Origin of the sequence: Microbacterium fluminis, assembly GCF_051549805.1 — a bacterium.
In the GTDB taxonomy this organism is placed as follows: domain Bacteria; phylum Actinomycetota; class Actinomycetes; order Actinomycetales; family Microbacteriaceae; genus Microbacterium.
Genome location: NZ_CP196042.1, coordinates 1,239,361 through 1,253,069, shown reverse-complemented (window position 1 = coordinate 1,253,069; position 13,709 = coordinate 1,239,361). Strand labels below are relative to the sequence as shown.

The window sequence follows — 13,709 nt, the reverse complement described above, 5'->3', positions numbered from 1 at the left end:
GAGAGAAGGGAGACCCGCTCATGGGACTCGACGACAAGATCAAGAACGCCGCCCAGGACCTCACCGGTAAGACCAAGGAGAAGATCGGCAACGCCACCGACAACGACAAGCTCGCTGCCGAGGGTGTGGCCGACCAGGCCGACGCGAAGGTGAAAAAGGGCGTCGAGAACGTCAAGGACGAACTGAAGTAGCCCGTCCGGTGGGAGGCGGATGTGGCGTCCTCCTCCCACCACCGGCTCACCCTGCGAAGGAGTACATCATGACCGAACACGACAAACCGCTCTCGGACGAGAACTCTCTGGAGGGACCGGACGTGGAAGTCCCCACGCACGACCCGGAGGGCACCCCCAAGCCCGACGGGCTCGGTGAAGACGGCACCATCCCCAACCACCCCGGTGGGGTCGCCGCCGGCAACACCGGCACCGCGTCGACCTTCGAACCCGAAGAAGACGAACACGCCGAATAGGCACCCGACCGCCGGACGGCGAGGCTGGATTCTGCACCCGCCCTCGTCGTCCGGCGGATCGCACAAGGAGAGGACGCGATGATGCGTCGACTGGCGATCGTATGGAACCCGTCCAAGACCGACCAGGATGCCCTCAGCAGCGGGCTGCAGGACGCTCGCACCGGTTCTGAAGTCCTTGCCGGTACGACATCCCCCGAGGTGTCCTGGTGGGAGACCAGCGAGGATGACCCTGGCGGGGACGCCACCCGACGTGCCATCGCGTGGGATCCCGACCTTATCGTGGTCGCCGGAGGCGACGGCACCGTCCGCGCGGTCGCCGAACACCTCGCCGGTACCGACACGCCCGTGGAGTTGGGCATCGTTCCGCTGGGGACAGGGAACCTGCTGGCCCGCAACCTCGACATCCCTTTGAACGATGTGCCGGCCGCGTTCGCCCGGGCACTCACCGGGCAGGCCCGTCCGGTGGATATCGGGTGGGTGGACGTGGACCTCGCTGCGGGGCACGAGCGACACGGGTTCGTGGTGATGGTCGGTTTCGGGATCGACGCGCACATGATCGACGAAACCAACGACGACCTTAAAGACAAAGTCGGCTGGCTGGCCTATGTGGAATCTCTCGGCCGTGCGCTGTCCGCCAGCGATATCGTGCCGTTTCACATCACCGCCGATGACCAACCCACCCGCGACGAAGAGGGCCATACCCTGCTGATCGCCAACTGCGGCACCCTGCAGGGTGGGCTCACCCTGCTGCCTGACGCGGACCCGTCCGACGGGGAACTGGACTACCTGCTGCTCAGCGCGGAAGGGATCGTGCAATGGGCGGGAACGCTCAAGACGATGCTGTGGGACAACGGTCTGAAACGTCTCATCGGCAACAGTGAGGAGACCACCAGCACCCACACGGTCACCCACGCCCGCGCCCGCAAGCTCGAAGTGACCCTCCCCGAGCCGCGCCCGTTCGAGATCGACGGGGAGCAGATCGGTGATACGCACGCGTTCACCGTGACTGTGCAGCCGGCCGCCCTCCACATCCGCTAACCCACGCCCTCGCCCATCGCACAGACACCCGAGTGCGGCGGCGGGGGAGAATCCTGACCGGATCGGGGTCCCGACCTACACCTGACCCGCCCAGGCCCCGGGCGGGTCAGGTGGCGGGCGGGTGTCGCACGTCGATGTGTTCGTGGTGCAGCGACTCGCTGAGATGGTGATCGGTCGTGTCCACCCTGACGTCCACGGTCACCTTCTCCACCGGGATCACCGCCAGAGAGATGACGGGCCGCTCTTCCCTCAGGATCATCACGATCGGTGGCCGTGTCCGAGTCCGTGGGGCGGCCAGCAGGTCTGGGGAGTTGTTCGAGGAGATGGGTGTGCGGGTGATCCGTAACTCCTCCCGCCGCACCTCAACTGTGAGGGTGCGCTGCTCGGTGACGATCACTTTCTCGACGTGCACCACCTCGCGCGGGATGGTTTCGATATGGACGTGTAGGTGCTCCTCATGCCGCACCATGCCGGCCGTGTCTTCAGTGGGGGCGTTCATCAGGGACGACGGGATGATGCGCCGGAGGCGCCACCTGCGCGGCGCGAGCGGACGAATTTCAGCACGAGGGGCAGAAGGATGGGGAGGAAGCGGAGCAGCGTGCGCATCAGCAAAGGGTCCTATCGAGGGGGGTGAGGCTGGTCCCGCTGGAGCGGGACCAGCCTCACAGTGTCGTGCGGTAGAGGGTTAGGCGCGCGGCGGCAGCGGAGGCCGCTGCGACTGCTGGGAGCGGGTCGCGTTCTGGACCTGATCCTTGGCCTGCTTGGCCTGCTCGGTGATGCTGGGGGCGTTCTTGGCCTCCTGCTGAATCTTCGGGGCCTCTTCCTCCGCCTTGGTCAGCATCGCTTCCCACCGCTGTTGCATGGGCTTGATCAGTCCGCCACCGGCACCGACGATGATCACCCCGGCGATGATCGCGAGCACCGCGATGAGGATCGGGGTGGTGACCGTGGTGGCGACCTCGATCTGGTTCAGCGCGGCGGTGACACCGAGGAACAGGATGAAGATCGCGACGATGTTGCCGAGGATCTTCCCGTAGGACAGCCCGCTGAGGGTGTTCTGAATGAGACCCTTCGCGCCGGCGGCAATCGCGGCGGTGATGACGATGATGATGATCGCGACGATAATCTTGGGCAGGAACGCGATGATGCCGGCGAGCAGATCGCTGACGGGGTTCGGTCCGAAGACTCCGAACGCGAACTGCAGCACGAACAGCACCAGGGTGTAGTAGACGATCTTCGCCACGATGTCAGAGGCGTCGAGCTTCGACTTCGACAGTGCCCTCTTGATGCCGCCGCGCTCGACGAGTCGATCGAAGCCCACCTTCTCGAGGAGCTTCTCCAGCCCCTTCGAGATGAGCTTGGCCACGATCAGACCGACGATCAGGATCAGCAGGAACAACAGGAACAGCGGGACGAATGTGACGATGACCGTCAATGCGTTCTGCAGGATTTCAGGGAAATTCACGAGGATGACTCTCTTTCAGATAGGTGGTTGACACACCGAGTGGGCTCGAGGGGTCAGGAGTGGACTGCATTTCTTGGGGCGGGCTCAGGGTGTGAAGTCGTGCCGGTCAGGAGCCCGCTCTGAACTGACCGGCACGACAGGGTGGTCTACTGCGAAGGACGACCGTCTGTATCCGGGTCGACGAGTTCGATCTCTTCGTGAGACACGTCTGCGGTGACCTGCTGCTGCTCGGTGACCGTCTCTGTGCCGAGGCTGACGCGCTCGACGGGGACGGTTTCCTTGCTGGTGACGACACGTTCACCGGTGAGGACGACTTCATGCTCCTCAGAAGTGAGCTCCCCGCCCGCCATCGCGTCGCCGATGTTGGCGTCGGTGATGGCTTCCCGGGTGACGGTGACTTCCTCATGGCTGACCGGGACGGTCTTGGTGACCTGCTCGGTCACGACGTGCTTGCGCAGCCGGGCGCGACCGGTCTCCACTTTCTCGGTGCCCACGTGCAGCTGCTCCTCGGAGCGGGTCATCGCATCATCGGTGGTCGGAACCGACACGTCATAACCGTCAGTCCGTTCGTGCGCTTCCGGGGGGGGGGGGCGGGGCGTCGGTCGGCGTCCTGGTCATACAGGGGCGCGGCCGGGGTGGGTGCGCCGTTGCCGTAGTAGGTGTACAGCGCCTCCTCTTCTTCGTGGCTGATGTTGCCGTCGCTGGAGATCCGCGGGGCGTCCTTGACCTTGTCCTTCGTATAGGCGACACGGACCTCGTTGCCGTCGAAGGAGGCGTCATCCAGGGGGGCGAAGGTTTCGGAAGTGCCGAACAGGCCGGTCTTGATGGTGACCCAGGTGGGAGTCTGTGCCTCCGCGTCGACGTAGACCTGTCCGACGGAGCCGATCTTTTGGTCATCGGATCCGTACACGTCGGCGCCGATGAGGTCGTTGAGGTTGTTGGTGTCGATCATGTTGGTTCTCTCTTCCCCGGGAAGGGCGCCCGGGACATCAGTGATGGATGGAGACGAGGGTGTTAGCGGCCGAGGCCGGCTTTATCGACGCGGCGGTGGTAGCGCATCCCGGTAAGGCCGCCCAGGATGGCGCCGGCGAGGGCGACAAGGGCCGCGATAACGGCGGTGATGATGCTCCCGGCCGTCAGGGCGCCCTCGTTGATCGGGATGCGGGGGAAGCTGTTCAGATTGCCCAGAATGTTGAACTGGGCGCCTGCGACCGCGGTGACGATCGCAAGGATAACGGCGATGATGATCGCCCACAGCCACACCGCAACGCCCTGCTTCACACCGTCGAAGCGTGCCATCCGCCCCGCAACGTACCCGCCGCAGAAATACGCGACCAGCAGGATGACCGCCAAGACGATGGACCCGACGATGCCGACGGTGGCGGCGTTGTCCGCGGCAGCGTCGGCGGCCTGGTTCGGATCGACCTGGTTTCCCAGACCGATCGCGGTGCCGGTCGCCGCGAGCAGAGCGGTCAGGATCACCGCTGTCCCGGTGGCGGTCAGCCAGCCGAAGAACGCGGAACCGAACTTCATCCCACCGAACTGCTCCTTCTCCCGCGCCAGCACCTGCTCTCGGGTGGTGTCGCCACCTGTCACGGTGTGCGCGGCCGTCCCGGACGCGCGAGAGGTCGGAATCGGTTCGGGGCGGTCAAAGGAATTGGGTGTGCGATTGTCTGGCATCGGGTCCCCTCGTTCAGGTACGCCCACAGCGTGCAGGGGCGGGAGCGGCAGGTCTGCGGGCAACCAAAGACCTCGCAGACCAGTAGGGACCGCTCTACGCGTATTTACGCTGTAAGCCTGGTCTGAGCGTACACCGTGAGTTGCACTGCTCCGATAATGCTGACGTTGCTGGTCTCTTTTCAGGGGAGTATTGACACGGAGGTACGCGCATGAGTAAGGGAACCGCAGGATCGTCATCCCCTCGCCTGAGCCGCGATCTGATCGTGAGGAGCGCCCTCGAGCTGATCGACCGCTCCGGGGCCCACGGACTGTCGATGCGGGCGCTGGGGCAACAGCTCGATGTGGAAGCGATGTCGCTGTACCGGTACGTACATGGCAAGGAAGACCTTCTCGAGGGTGTCGTGGCGCTATTGATGAGCGACCTCACCGCAGCGTTGGAAAGAGAAGAGGGGCAGCACTGGCAAGCGTTCTTGCAGCTGGTCGCCCACGAGGTGCGCCGCATCGCCAGCGACCACCCGCTCGCCTTCCCCCTAGTCGCCACCCGGCATCCCGCGGCGCCGTGGCTTCGCCCCCCGCTGCGCAGCATCGAGGTCGTCAACACGTTCCTCAGCGCACTGATCGAGGAAGGGTTCACCGACGCGCAAGCAGTAAGCGCCTACCGATCCTTCAGCAGCTTCCTCCTCGGACAACTCCTCCTGGAATCGTCAGTCCGCGGAGCCCAAACCGGACCGGTCGAAGAACCACTCGACGAGGGCGACGCGAGCATCCCACACCGCGACGGGAACCTCTCCCTCGACAACGCGCCCGAAGTGAAACGGCTCCGCTCCCTACTGAGCGAAGACCGCAGTGAAGAAGAATTCGAAGTGTCCCTCGAGGTACTCCTTGACCGGCTCGACCGCGAACTCTCCCAGTAACCCCCGCGAGCTGCCCGCCATCCAACGCGACTGACGGCTCAAAGCAGGGCCCGACGCGACGCTCCACCACATACGTTTTTTGGAGCGACCCGATCCAATATCCCTCGATGTCCTTACGGTTCGTGTTTCATGACCTCGAACCTGTCAAGCTCAACCAACAATGGCTAGCGGAGCTCGCCAGATCTGCGAACTCCTCCGCCGGAATCACGCTCGTTAGAGAGCATCTGATCGCTGCCACCGGCGAAGCAGACACCCCGCAGACCCGAAGCGCCAACTGACACGCGGGCCGGGTGATCGCGACGCCAGGCGCCGTCGCCGAGTTTGTCGGCACAAACCAGGAGCTGAACACACCTCCAGCTCGCCCCGTCACTCGTGTTGCAGGGGGGATCCTGGCACTTCAGCTCGCGATGGCGACAGCCCGTTTGACGGCGTCCGGCGAAGAACAACCCATCGTCGTCATCAGCGTGTCGTGACACTCGATGTCATTCGACCGCATGTCTGTGTCACGCAAGGCCGGTTTGTGTCACCCGAACGCGTTCCCGACAGCGGGGTTGACGAGGCGGGCCCGTCGCGCTAACGTACAACCAAATGGTTGTACAACGAGAACTCAGCGACGCCGACGTGGACCGGATCTTCCGGGCCCTCGCCGACGCGACGCGCCGCGACATCGTGCGGCGCACCCTCGGAGGCGAGCAGTCGGTCTCGGCGCTCGCCGCCGAGTACGAGATGAGCTTCGCCGCCGTGCAGAAGCACGTGGCGGTGCTCGAAGCCGCCCACCTCATCGTGAAGCGGGCCGAAGGAAGGGAGCGCCTCGTGCGCGCCGATCCCGAAACGATCGGGCGAGCGCGGTCGCTGCTGGCCGAGTACGAGCGTCTCTGGCGCTCGCGCATCGACCGGCTCGACGAGCTGCTGGCCGAGAACGACGACGACTGAACACGACGCAGGACCGGATGCCGCGGCATCCGCCATTTCGAAGGAGAGAGCAATGCCCGTCACATCCGTCACCACCGATCCCGAGGCCCTCACCCTCACGCTCGTGGCCGACTTCCCCGTCGCGCCCGAGCGGGTGTGGAAGGCGTTCACCGACCCGCAGCAGCTGCAGCGGTTCTGGGGCCCTCCGGGGTACCCGTCGACGTTCACCGCGTTCGACTTCACCCCGGGCGGGATCGCGCACTACACGATGACCAGCCCGCAGGGCGAGGCCTCGCACGGGCGCTGGGAGTTCACGCGCATCGACCCCGGCACGAGCTTCGAGGTGCTCGACGCCTTCGCCGACGCCGACGGCGCGCCCAACACCGACATGCCCGCCGCCCGTATGAGCTTCACGGTCTCGGCCACGCCGGAGGGCTCGCAGCTGCAGAGCGTGACCTACTTCCCGTCGGCCGACGCGCTCGAGCAGCTGGTGGGCATGGGCATGGTCGAAGGCGCGACGATGTCGATGAACCAGCTCGACGTCGTGCTGCAGAGCCTGCGCGACTACGCGCAGGGCAAGGGCACCCGCACCGAGATCCTCGACGACCAGCACGTGCGCATCACGCGCCTGATCGAGGGCCCCGCCGATCTCGTCTGGCGCGCGCACCACGAGCCCGAGCTCATGAAGCAGTGGCTGCTCGGACCCGACGGGTGGACGATGCCGGTGTGCGAGATCGCCACCTCGGTCGGCGACTCGTACCGCTACGAGTGGGCGCCCGCCGATGGCACCGAGGGCCAGGCCTTCGGGTTCGAGGGCGAGCTCGTCTACGCGGAGGAGGGCCGGCGTTCGGTGACCACCGAGCGCATGATCGGCATGGACGGCATCCAGAATCTCAACGACCTCAATCTGTACGAGGAGGACGGCGCGACGCTGCTCACGCTGCTCGTCGAGTACCCGGATGCCGCGACCCGCGACATGATCCTCGCCACCGGCATGACCGACGGCATGGAGGCCTCGTACGCCCGCCTGGAGTCGCTCGTCCTCGCCTGACCCCAAAGCAGGGCGAGACTGCACTCCTGCATCGAGACCTCGGCGGACCGCAGGGGTCTCGATGCCGGAGTGCAGTCTCGCCCGTAAGGCGCGGGGGACGGGGGCGGGGGCGGGTCAGGGCTCGAGGAGGAGGCGGTAGCCCATGCCCTGCTCGGTCAGCAGGTGGGCGGGGTGGCTCGGGTCGGGTTCGAGCTTCTTGCGCAGCTGCGACAGGTACAGCCGCAGGTAGCCGGTGTCGGCGACCTGCTCGGTGCCCCAGATGTCGCGCAGCAGCGCCTGCCGTGTCACGAGCATGCCGGGGTTGCGCGCGAGGAACTCGAGGATCCGCCATTCCGTGGGCGTCAGGTGCACGCGCTGGCCCGCGCGCGTCACGGCCTTCGCGGCGAGATCCACCGACACGTCCCCGAAGGTCACGAGCGGGACATCGGATGCTGCGCCCGCCCGCCGCGACAGGGCGCGCAGCCGCGCGAGCAGCTCGTCGATCTGGAACGGCTTCGTGACGTAGTCGTCGGCTCCGGCGTCCAGTGCCTCGACCTTGTCGGCCGACCCGGTGCGGCCCGACACGACGATGATCGGCGCGGTCGTCCACCCCCGCAGCGCTTCGATCACCTGGACGCCGTCGAGGCGAGGCATCCCGAGGTCGAGCAGCACGATGTCGGGGTGCTCCTTGGCGGCGAGGGCGATCGCGGCGGCGCCGTCGGGCGCGGCGACGATGTCGTAGCCGTGCGCGGCGAGCGTGATGCGCAGCGCCCGCACGAGCTGCGGGTCGTCGTCGGCGATGAGCACCTTCATGCGTCGATCCTGCCCGCGACCGGAAGGGCGATCACCATCGTGAGCCCGCCGCCGGGGGTGTCCTCGGGGGTGAGCGCGCCGCCCATGCCCTCGGTGAACCCCTTCGACAGCGCGAGGCCCAGCCCGAGGCCCGTCGTGTTGTCGATGTCGCCGAGCCGCTGGAACGGGGCGAACATGTCGTCGCGCCGCTCGGGCGCCACGCCCTCGCCGCGATCGGCGATGCGGATCTCGGCCGTCTCGCCGAGCCGGCTCGTCGAGACGCGCACGGCGGCGCCGCCGCGGTGACGCTGCGCGTTGGCCAGCACGTTCACCAGCACCCGCTGCAGCAGCACGGGGTCGGCCTGCAGCGGCGGCAGTTCCGGGTCGAGGGCGAGCTCGACCTCTCCGGGGCCGAGCGACAGCTCGTCGAGCGCGGCGAGCACCGATCCCGCGGCATCCGTCGGCGTCAGCGACACCGCGAGCACCCCCGCCTGCACGCGGCTCACGTCGAGCAGATCGGTGACCAGGCGCGACAGCGTGGCGAGGCTCTCGTCGGCGGTCGCGAGCAGCTCGGCCCGGTCGCCGGGCGAGAGGGCGGATGCCGCGCGCAGCCCGCCGATCGCGGCGACCGCGGCCGCGAGGGGGCGACGCAGGTCATGGCTGACGGCCGAGAGCAGGGCGGAGCGCACCTGGTCGGTCTCGGCGAGCACGTCCGCCGCCCGCGCCGTCTCGGCGAGATCGGTGTGCTCGAGCGCGGCCGACAGCTGCGCGACGATCGCGTCGACGAGCCGCAGCTCAGACGCGTCGAGGTCGCGGCCGTGCAGTTCGAGGGTCGCGCGCGATCCGCCGCCGGGGAGCGCGCCGACCGGCAACGTCGTCGAGCGCCCGTCGGGAACGGGTTCGCCGTCGGTCGCGAGCACCTCGCCGTCGGCCGCGACCAGCCGCACCCCGGTGAGGCTGAGCGACTCGCGCGTGCGGGCGACCATCGCCGGCACCGCGCTCTCGCCGCGCAGCACGCTGCCGGCGACCGTGGCCAGGAGCTCCGACTCCGCGGCGGCCCGGCGGGCGACCCGCGCCGCTCTCGCTGCCCGATCGACGACGTAGCTGACCAGGATCGCGATGACGACGTAGAGGCCGAGCGCGATCGCCTCGTGCGGATCGGCGATGGTGACCGTGTACAGCGGGTCGACGAACAGGAAGTCGAGCGTGATCCCCGACAGCACGGCGGCGAACAGGGCGGGCCAGATCCCGCCGATGAGCGCGACGACCACCACCAGCAGCTGGTACGACAGCACGTCGGAGGTGATCGAGTCGGGGGAGCGCAGCGCGACGAGCAGGAGCGACAGCAGCGGTCCGCCCACGAGGGCGACGACGAAGCCGAGGATGCGGCGCTTCACACTGAGGGCCCCGCCGCGCAGCCGCGGCAGGGCGAAACCGCGCCCCGCGGCGGCGTGCGTGACGATGTGCACGTCGATGTCGCCGGACTCGCGTGTCACGGTGGCGCCGATGCCCGGCCCGGTGAGCGCGGCGGCCAGGCGTCCCCGTCGGCTCACGCCGATCACGAGCTGGGTGGCGTCGACCGAGCGGGCGAAGTCCACGAGCGTGCGGGGGATGTCATCGCCGACCACCTGGTGATAGCTGCCGCCGAGCGATTCCACGAGCGCGCGCTGCGCGGCCAGGGCCCCGGGGCTGCCGGTGCGCAGGCCGTCCTGGCTCGACACATGCACGGCGAACAGCTCGCCTCCGGTTGCGCGGGCGGCGATGCGGGCGCCGCGGCGCAGCAGCGTCTCGCCCTCCGGGCCGCCGGTGAGCGCGACGACGACGCGCTCCCGCGCCTGCCACGATCCGCGGATGTCGTGCTCGGCGCGGTACGACTTCAGCGCGCTGTCGACCTCGTCGGCCAGCCACAGCAGGGCGAGCTCCCGCAGCGCGGTCAGGTTGCCCAGGCGGAAGTAGTTCGACAACGCGGCATCCACCCGCTCCGCCGGATACACGAACCCGGCCGACAGGCGGTCCCGCAGCGACTGCGGCGCGAGGTCGACCACCTCGATCTGGTCCGCCCCGCGCACGACCGCATCGGGCACGGTCTCGCGCTGCGCGATGCCCGTGATCTGCTCGACGACGCCGCCGAGCGACTCGATGTGCTGCACGTTGACGGTCGTGATGACGTCGATCCCGGCATCCCGCAGCTCCTCCACGTCCTGCCAGCGCTTGCCGTTGCGGGAGCCCGGGGCGTTGGTGTGGGCGAGCTCGTCGACGAGGGCGAGATCGGGGCGGCGGGCGAGCACGGCGTCGAGGTCCATCTCGTCGAGCGCGACGCCGCGATGGGATGCGGTGCGCCGCGACACGAGCGGAAGGCCCTCGGCCCGCGCGGCCGTGGCCGCACGCCCGTGCGTCTCGACGACGGCGACCACCACGTCGCGGCCCTCGTCGAGGAGCCGGCGGCCCTCCTCGAGCATCTCGTAGGTCTTGCCGACGCCGGGAGCGGCGCCCAGCAGCACCCGCAGACGCCCGCGCTTCACGGGATCACCCTAGTTCCCGCCCGTCGCCGAGCGAGGAGCATCGGTCGCCGACGCTCCCTCGCTCGACGACCGGTGGTCGACAGACATCAGCGCAGCCGGTCGAGGGCGAGGTTCAGCTGCAGTACGTTCACGCGCGGCTCGCCGAGGTAGCCGAGGTCGCGCGGAGTCACGTGCGCCTCGACCAGGGCGCGCACGTCGGCCTCCGCGAGACCGCGCTCCATGGCCACGCGCGGCACCTGGAGCAGCGCGTACGCCGGACTGATGTCGGGGTCCAGGCCGGAGCCCGACGCCGTGACCGCGTCGCCGGGGATGCCGCCCGCACCGTCGAGCCCGGCGATCGCCGCCTGCCGCTCGCCGATCGCCGCGATCAGGTCGGCGTTGTTCGGGCCGAGGTTGGAGCCGCTCGAGGCGCCGCCGTCGTACCCGTCGCCGGCCGCGGAGGGGCGCGACTGGAAGTACTGCGGCAACGGTGCACCCGAGGCATCCAGGAACGATTGCCCGATGAGCGACGATCCGACGACCGTGCCGTCGGCGCCGCGCACGAGCGAGCCGTTCGCCTGCGCCGGGAAGGCGAGCTGCCCCACGCCGGTGAGCAGTGCGGTGTAGCCGACGCCGAGCACGAGGGTGAAGGCGATCATCGCGCGCACGGCGACTCCGGCGGTGCGCAGGGTGGTGCGGGGGGAAGACATGTTCTCTCTCCTGGAGATCGAGGGGTCAGAAGCCGGGCAGCAGGCTCACGACGAGGTCGATGAGCTTGATGCCGATAAAGGGTGCGATGATCCCGCCGAGCCCGTAGAGCAGCAGGTTGCGGCTCAGGATGCTCGAGGCCCCGGCCGCGCGGTAGCGCACTCCGCGCAGCGCCAACGGGATCAGCACGATGATCACCAGCGCGTTGAAGACGATGGCGCTCGTCACCGCCGACGCGGGCGAGTGCAGGCCCATCACGTTGAGGGCGGCGAGGCCCGGGAAGACCCCCATGAACATCGCCGGGATGATCGCGAAGTACTTGGCGACGTCGTTGGCGAGCGAGAAGGTCGTCAGCGCACCGCGCGTGATGAGCAGCTGCTTGCCGATGCGCACGATGTCGATGAGCTTCGTCGGGTCCGAATCGAGGTCGACCATGTTGCCGGCCTCCTTCGCGGCGGAGGTGCCGGTGTTCATCGCCACGCCCACGTCCGCCTGCGCCAGCGCGGGCGCGTCGTTCGTGCCGTCGCCGGTCATCGCGACGAGGTTGCCGCCGTGCTGCTCGCGCTGGATGAGCGCGAGCTTGTCCTCCGGGGTGGCCTCGGCGAGGAAGTCGTCGACGCCCGCCTCCTTCGCGATGGCGGCGGCGGTGAGCGGGTTGTCGCCCGTGATCATCACCGTCCGGATGCCCATCGTGCGCAGCTCGGCGAACCGCTCACGCAGGCCGTCCTTCACGACGTCCTTCAGGTGGATGACCCCGAGCACGCGCCCGCGCTGTGCGCCGGTGGACGCGTCGTCGGCCGGGGCCAGCACGGCGACGACCAGCGGCGTGCCGCCCGACTGAGCGATCGCGTCGGTCTCGCTCGTGAGGTGGGCGCGGGTGGCGGGCGCGAGTGGGGAGCCGGATGCCTCCAGCCACGCCAGCACCGCCGACCCCGCACCCTTGCGCACCTGCGTGCCGTCGGCGAGGTCCATCCCCGACATGCGGGTCTGCGCGGTGAACGGCACCGGGACCGCACCGGCCGGAAGCGTCACGACCACGCCCTGCGCGGCGGCGAAGTCGATCACCGACGTGCCCTCGGGGGTGGGGTCGGCCAGCGACGACAGCGCGGCGGCGTCGGCGAGCTCGCGCTCGACGACCCCCGGCATCCGCACGAGGTCCGACGCCCGCCGGTTGCCGTAGGTGATCGTGCCGGTCTTGTCGAGGAGCAGCGTCGTCACATCGCCCGCCGCCTCCACCGCGCGGCCCGACATCGCCAGCACATTGCGCTGCACGAGTCGGTCCATCCCGGCGATGCCGATCGCCGACAGCAGCGCCCCGATCGTGGTCGGGATGAGGCACACGAGCAGTGCGACGAGCACCGGGATGCTGACGGGCGAGGCGGCGTACGAGGCGATCGGGTTCAGCACCAGGACGACGACGACGAACACGATCGACAGGCTCGCCAGCAGGATGTTCAGCGCGATCTCGTTGGGGGTGCGCTGGCGCGATGCCCCCTCGACGAGGGCGATCATCCGGTCGACGAAGGTCTCGCCCGGCTTCGAGGTGATGCGCACCACGATCCGGTCCGACAGCACGCGGGTGCCTCCGGTGACGGCGGAGCGATCGCCGCCGGATTCGCGCACGACGGGAGCGGATTCGCCGGTGATCGCCGATTCGTCGACGGTCGCGATCCCCGAGACGATGTCGCCGTCGCCGGGGATCAGCTCGCCCGTCTCGACGATCACGACGTCGCCGACGCGGAGGTCGGCCGACGCCACCTCCTCGGTCGCGGCGGTCGCGGCATCCTGCGCCTGTTCGTCCCCGACCACGCGGCGGGCGGGCGTCGTCGTGCGGGTCTTGCGCAGGGTCGCGGCCTGCGCCTTGCCGCGACCCTCGGCGACCGACTCGGCGACGTTCGCGAACAGCACCGTGAGCCACAGCCAGACCGCGATGCCCCACGTGAAGCCGGCGGGCACGACCGACCCGCCCGACGACTCCGCCCCGCCGAGGAACGGCTCGGCGATGGCGATGACCGTGGTGAAGGCCGCTCCCACCCAGACCAGGAACATCACGGGGTTGTGCCACTGGGCGGCGGGGTGCAGCTTGCGCACGGCGCCCGGGAGCGCCTGCACGATCTGTGCGGCGGAGAAGCCGCGCTGCGTGGCGGTGCGGCCGGGGGCGGGGGCCGCGACGGGATCGGGGGTGAGCGTGGACGTGGACATG

Annotated in this window: 16 protein-coding genes; 7 read left to right on the top strand and 9 right to left on the bottom strand. The window is 68.9% G+C overall.

Annotated elements, in window-relative coordinates; all coding sequences use genetic code 11:
- Positions 1-20: 20 nt before the first annotated feature.
- The 3 genes from ACSJDX_RS05925 (at position 21) to ACSJDX_RS05915 (ending at position 1,504) form a co-directional block, all read left to right on the top strand.
- Positions 21-191 (top strand): CsbD family protein, encoded by a 171-nt coding sequence (locus tag ACSJDX_RS05925; protein ID WP_270367135.1) that lies wholly within the window; start codon positions 21-23, stop codon positions 189-191.
- Between the two features lie 68 nt (positions 192-259).
- Positions 260-466, top strand: coding sequence for a hypothetical protein (locus ACSJDX_RS05920; protein WP_270367137.1), 207 nt, complete (start codon positions 260-262; stop codon positions 464-466).
- Positions 467-544: 78 nt separating this feature from the next.
- Positions 545-1,504: a diacylglycerol/lipid kinase family protein gene (locus ACSJDX_RS05915; protein WP_438354630.1), complete on the top strand. Its 960-nt coding sequence runs from the start codon at positions 545-547 to the stop codon at positions 1,502-1,504.
- A gap of 106 nt (positions 1,505-1,610) precedes the next feature.
- Here ACSJDX_RS05915 and ACSJDX_RS05910 read toward each other — a convergent pair whose 3' ends face one another.
- The 5 genes from ACSJDX_RS05910 to ACSJDX_RS05890 all read right to left on the bottom strand — a co-directional run bounded on the left by ACSJDX_RS05910 (position 1,611) and on the right by ACSJDX_RS05890 (position 4,649).
- Positions 1,611-2,003, bottom strand: a complete 393-nt coding sequence (locus ACSJDX_RS05910) for a YsnF/AvaK domain-containing protein (RefSeq protein WP_126893730.1) — start codon at positions 2,001-2,003, stop codon at positions 1,611-1,613.
- Positions 2,004-2,189: 186 nt separating this feature from the next.
- Positions 2,190-2,969: a mechanosensitive ion channel family protein gene (locus ACSJDX_RS05905; RefSeq protein ID WP_270367143.1), complete on the bottom strand. Its 780-nt coding sequence runs from the start codon at positions 2,967-2,969 to the stop codon at positions 2,190-2,192.
- Between the two features lie 146 nt (positions 2,970-3,115).
- On the bottom strand, positions 3,116-3,517 hold the full coding sequence (locus tag ACSJDX_RS05900) for a YsnF/AvaK domain-containing protein (RefSeq protein ID WP_438354629.1): 402 nt from the start codon (positions 3,515-3,517) through the stop codon (positions 3,116-3,118).
- Entirely contained in the window at positions 3,487-3,921 is a 435-nt protein-coding gene (locus ACSJDX_RS05895; RefSeq protein WP_438354628.1) for a PRC-barrel domain-containing protein, read from the bottom strand. Before ACSJDX_RS05895 ends, ACSJDX_RS05900 begins: the two co-directional genes overlap by 31 nt.
- A 62-nt stretch (positions 3,922-3,983) precedes the next feature.
- Positions 3,984-4,649: a hypothetical protein gene (locus tag ACSJDX_RS05890; protein WP_270367147.1), complete on the bottom strand. Its 666-nt coding sequence runs from the start codon at positions 4,647-4,649 to the stop codon at positions 3,984-3,986.
- A gap of 209 nt (positions 4,650-4,858) precedes the next feature.
- Here ACSJDX_RS05890 and ACSJDX_RS05885 point away from each other — a divergent pair, with 209 nt between their 5' ends.
- The 4 genes from ACSJDX_RS05885 to ACSJDX_RS05870 all read left to right on the top strand — a co-directional run bounded on the left by ACSJDX_RS05885 (position 4,859) and on the right by ACSJDX_RS05870 (position 7,526).
- Positions 4,859-5,563: a TetR/AcrR family transcriptional regulator C-terminal domain-containing protein gene (locus ACSJDX_RS05885; protein WP_270367149.1), complete on the top strand. Its 705-nt coding sequence runs from the start codon at positions 4,859-4,861 to the stop codon at positions 5,561-5,563.
- A gap of 107 nt (positions 5,564-5,670) precedes the next feature.
- Positions 5,671-5,841 (top strand): DUF7882 family protein, encoded by a 171-nt coding sequence (locus tag ACSJDX_RS05880; RefSeq protein WP_438354627.1) that lies wholly within the window; start codon positions 5,671-5,673, stop codon positions 5,839-5,841.
- Between the two features lie 310 nt (positions 5,842-6,151).
- Positions 6,152-6,496, top strand: coding sequence for an ArsR/SmtB family transcription factor (locus ACSJDX_RS05875; protein WP_438354626.1), 345 nt, complete (start codon positions 6,152-6,154; stop codon positions 6,494-6,496).
- 52 nt (positions 6,497-6,548) lie between these two features.
- On the top strand, positions 6,549-7,526 hold the full coding sequence (locus ACSJDX_RS05870) for an SRPBCC family protein (RefSeq protein WP_438354625.1): 978 nt from the start codon (positions 6,549-6,551) through the stop codon (positions 7,524-7,526).
- A gap of 114 nt (positions 7,527-7,640) precedes the next feature.
- Here ACSJDX_RS05870 and ACSJDX_RS05865 read toward each other — a convergent pair whose 3' ends face one another.
- The 4 genes from ACSJDX_RS05865 to kdpB form a co-directional block, all read right to left on the bottom strand.
- Positions 7,641-8,318, bottom strand: a complete 678-nt coding sequence (locus ACSJDX_RS05865; RefSeq protein WP_438354624.1) for a response regulator — start codon at positions 8,316-8,318, stop codon at positions 7,641-7,643.
- Entirely contained in the window at positions 8,315-10,819 is a 2,505-nt protein-coding gene (locus ACSJDX_RS05860) for a DUF4118 domain-containing protein (protein ID WP_438354623.1), read from the bottom strand. The genes ACSJDX_RS05865 and ACSJDX_RS05860 overlap by 4 nt, the downstream gene beginning before the upstream one ends.
- An 86-nt stretch (positions 10,820-10,905) precedes the next feature.
- The gene (kdpC, locus tag ACSJDX_RS05855; protein ID WP_438354622.1) at positions 10,906-11,508 is read right to left on the bottom strand and encodes a potassium-transporting ATPase subunit KdpC; all 603 of its coding nucleotides are present in this window, start codon (positions 11,506-11,508) and stop codon (positions 10,906-10,908) included.
- Between the two features lie 25 nt (positions 11,509-11,533).
- Positions 11,534-13,708 (bottom strand): potassium-transporting ATPase subunit KdpB, encoded by a 2,175-nt coding sequence (kdpB, locus tag ACSJDX_RS05850; protein ID WP_438354621.1) that lies wholly within the window; start codon positions 13,706-13,708, stop codon positions 11,534-11,536.
- Position 13,709: the final 1 nt, after the last annotated feature.

Excerpts from the sequence above, each read along its gene's own strand:
- ACSJDX_RS05910 (WP_126893730.1), bottom strand. The coding sequence starts at position 2,003 with ATGAACGCCCCCACTGAAGACACGGCCGGCATGGTGCGGCATGAGGAG.
- ACSJDX_RS05875 (WP_438354626.1), top strand. The coding sequence starts at position 6,152 with ATGGTTGTACAACGAGAACTCAGCGACGCCGACGTGGACCGGATCTTC.
- ACSJDX_RS05885 (WP_270367149.1), top strand. The coding sequence starts at position 4,859 with ATGAGTAAGGGAACCGCAGGATCGTCATCCCCTCGCCTGAGCCGCGAT.
- ACSJDX_RS05920 (WP_270367137.1), top strand. The coding sequence starts at position 260 with ATGACCGAACACGACAAACCGCTCTCGGACGAGAACTCTCTGGAGGGA.
- ACSJDX_RS05880 (WP_438354627.1), top strand. The coding sequence starts at position 5,671 with ATGTCCTTACGGTTCGTGTTTCATGACCTCGAACCTGTCAAGCTCAAC.
- ACSJDX_RS05865 (WP_438354624.1), bottom strand. The coding sequence starts at position 8,318 with ATGAAGGTGCTCATCGCCGACGACGACCCGCAGCTCGTGCGGGCGCTG.
- kdpB (WP_438354621.1), bottom strand. The coding sequence starts at position 13,708 with ATGTCCACGTCCACGCTCACCCCCGATCCCGTCGCGGCCCCCGCCCCC.
- ACSJDX_RS05925 (WP_270367135.1), top strand. The coding sequence starts at position 21 with ATGGGACTCGACGACAAGATCAAGAACGCCGCCCAGGACCTCACCGGT.
- ACSJDX_RS05890 (WP_270367147.1), bottom strand. The coding sequence starts at position 4,649 with ATGCCAGACAATCGCACACCCAATTCCTTTGACCGCCCCGAACCGATT.
- ACSJDX_RS05915 (WP_438354630.1), top strand. The coding sequence starts at position 545 with ATGATGCGTCGACTGGCGATCGTATGGAACCCGTCCAAGACCGACCAG.
- ACSJDX_RS05895 (WP_438354628.1), bottom strand. The coding sequence starts at position 3,921 with ATGATCGACACCAACAACCTCAACGACCTCATCGGCGCCGACGTGTAC.
- ACSJDX_RS05870 (WP_438354625.1), top strand. The coding sequence starts at position 6,549 with ATGCCCGTCACATCCGTCACCACCGATCCCGAGGCCCTCACCCTCACG.
- kdpC (WP_438354622.1), bottom strand. The coding sequence starts at position 11,508 with ATGTCTTCCCCCCGCACCACCCTGCGCACCGCCGGAGTCGCCGTGCGC.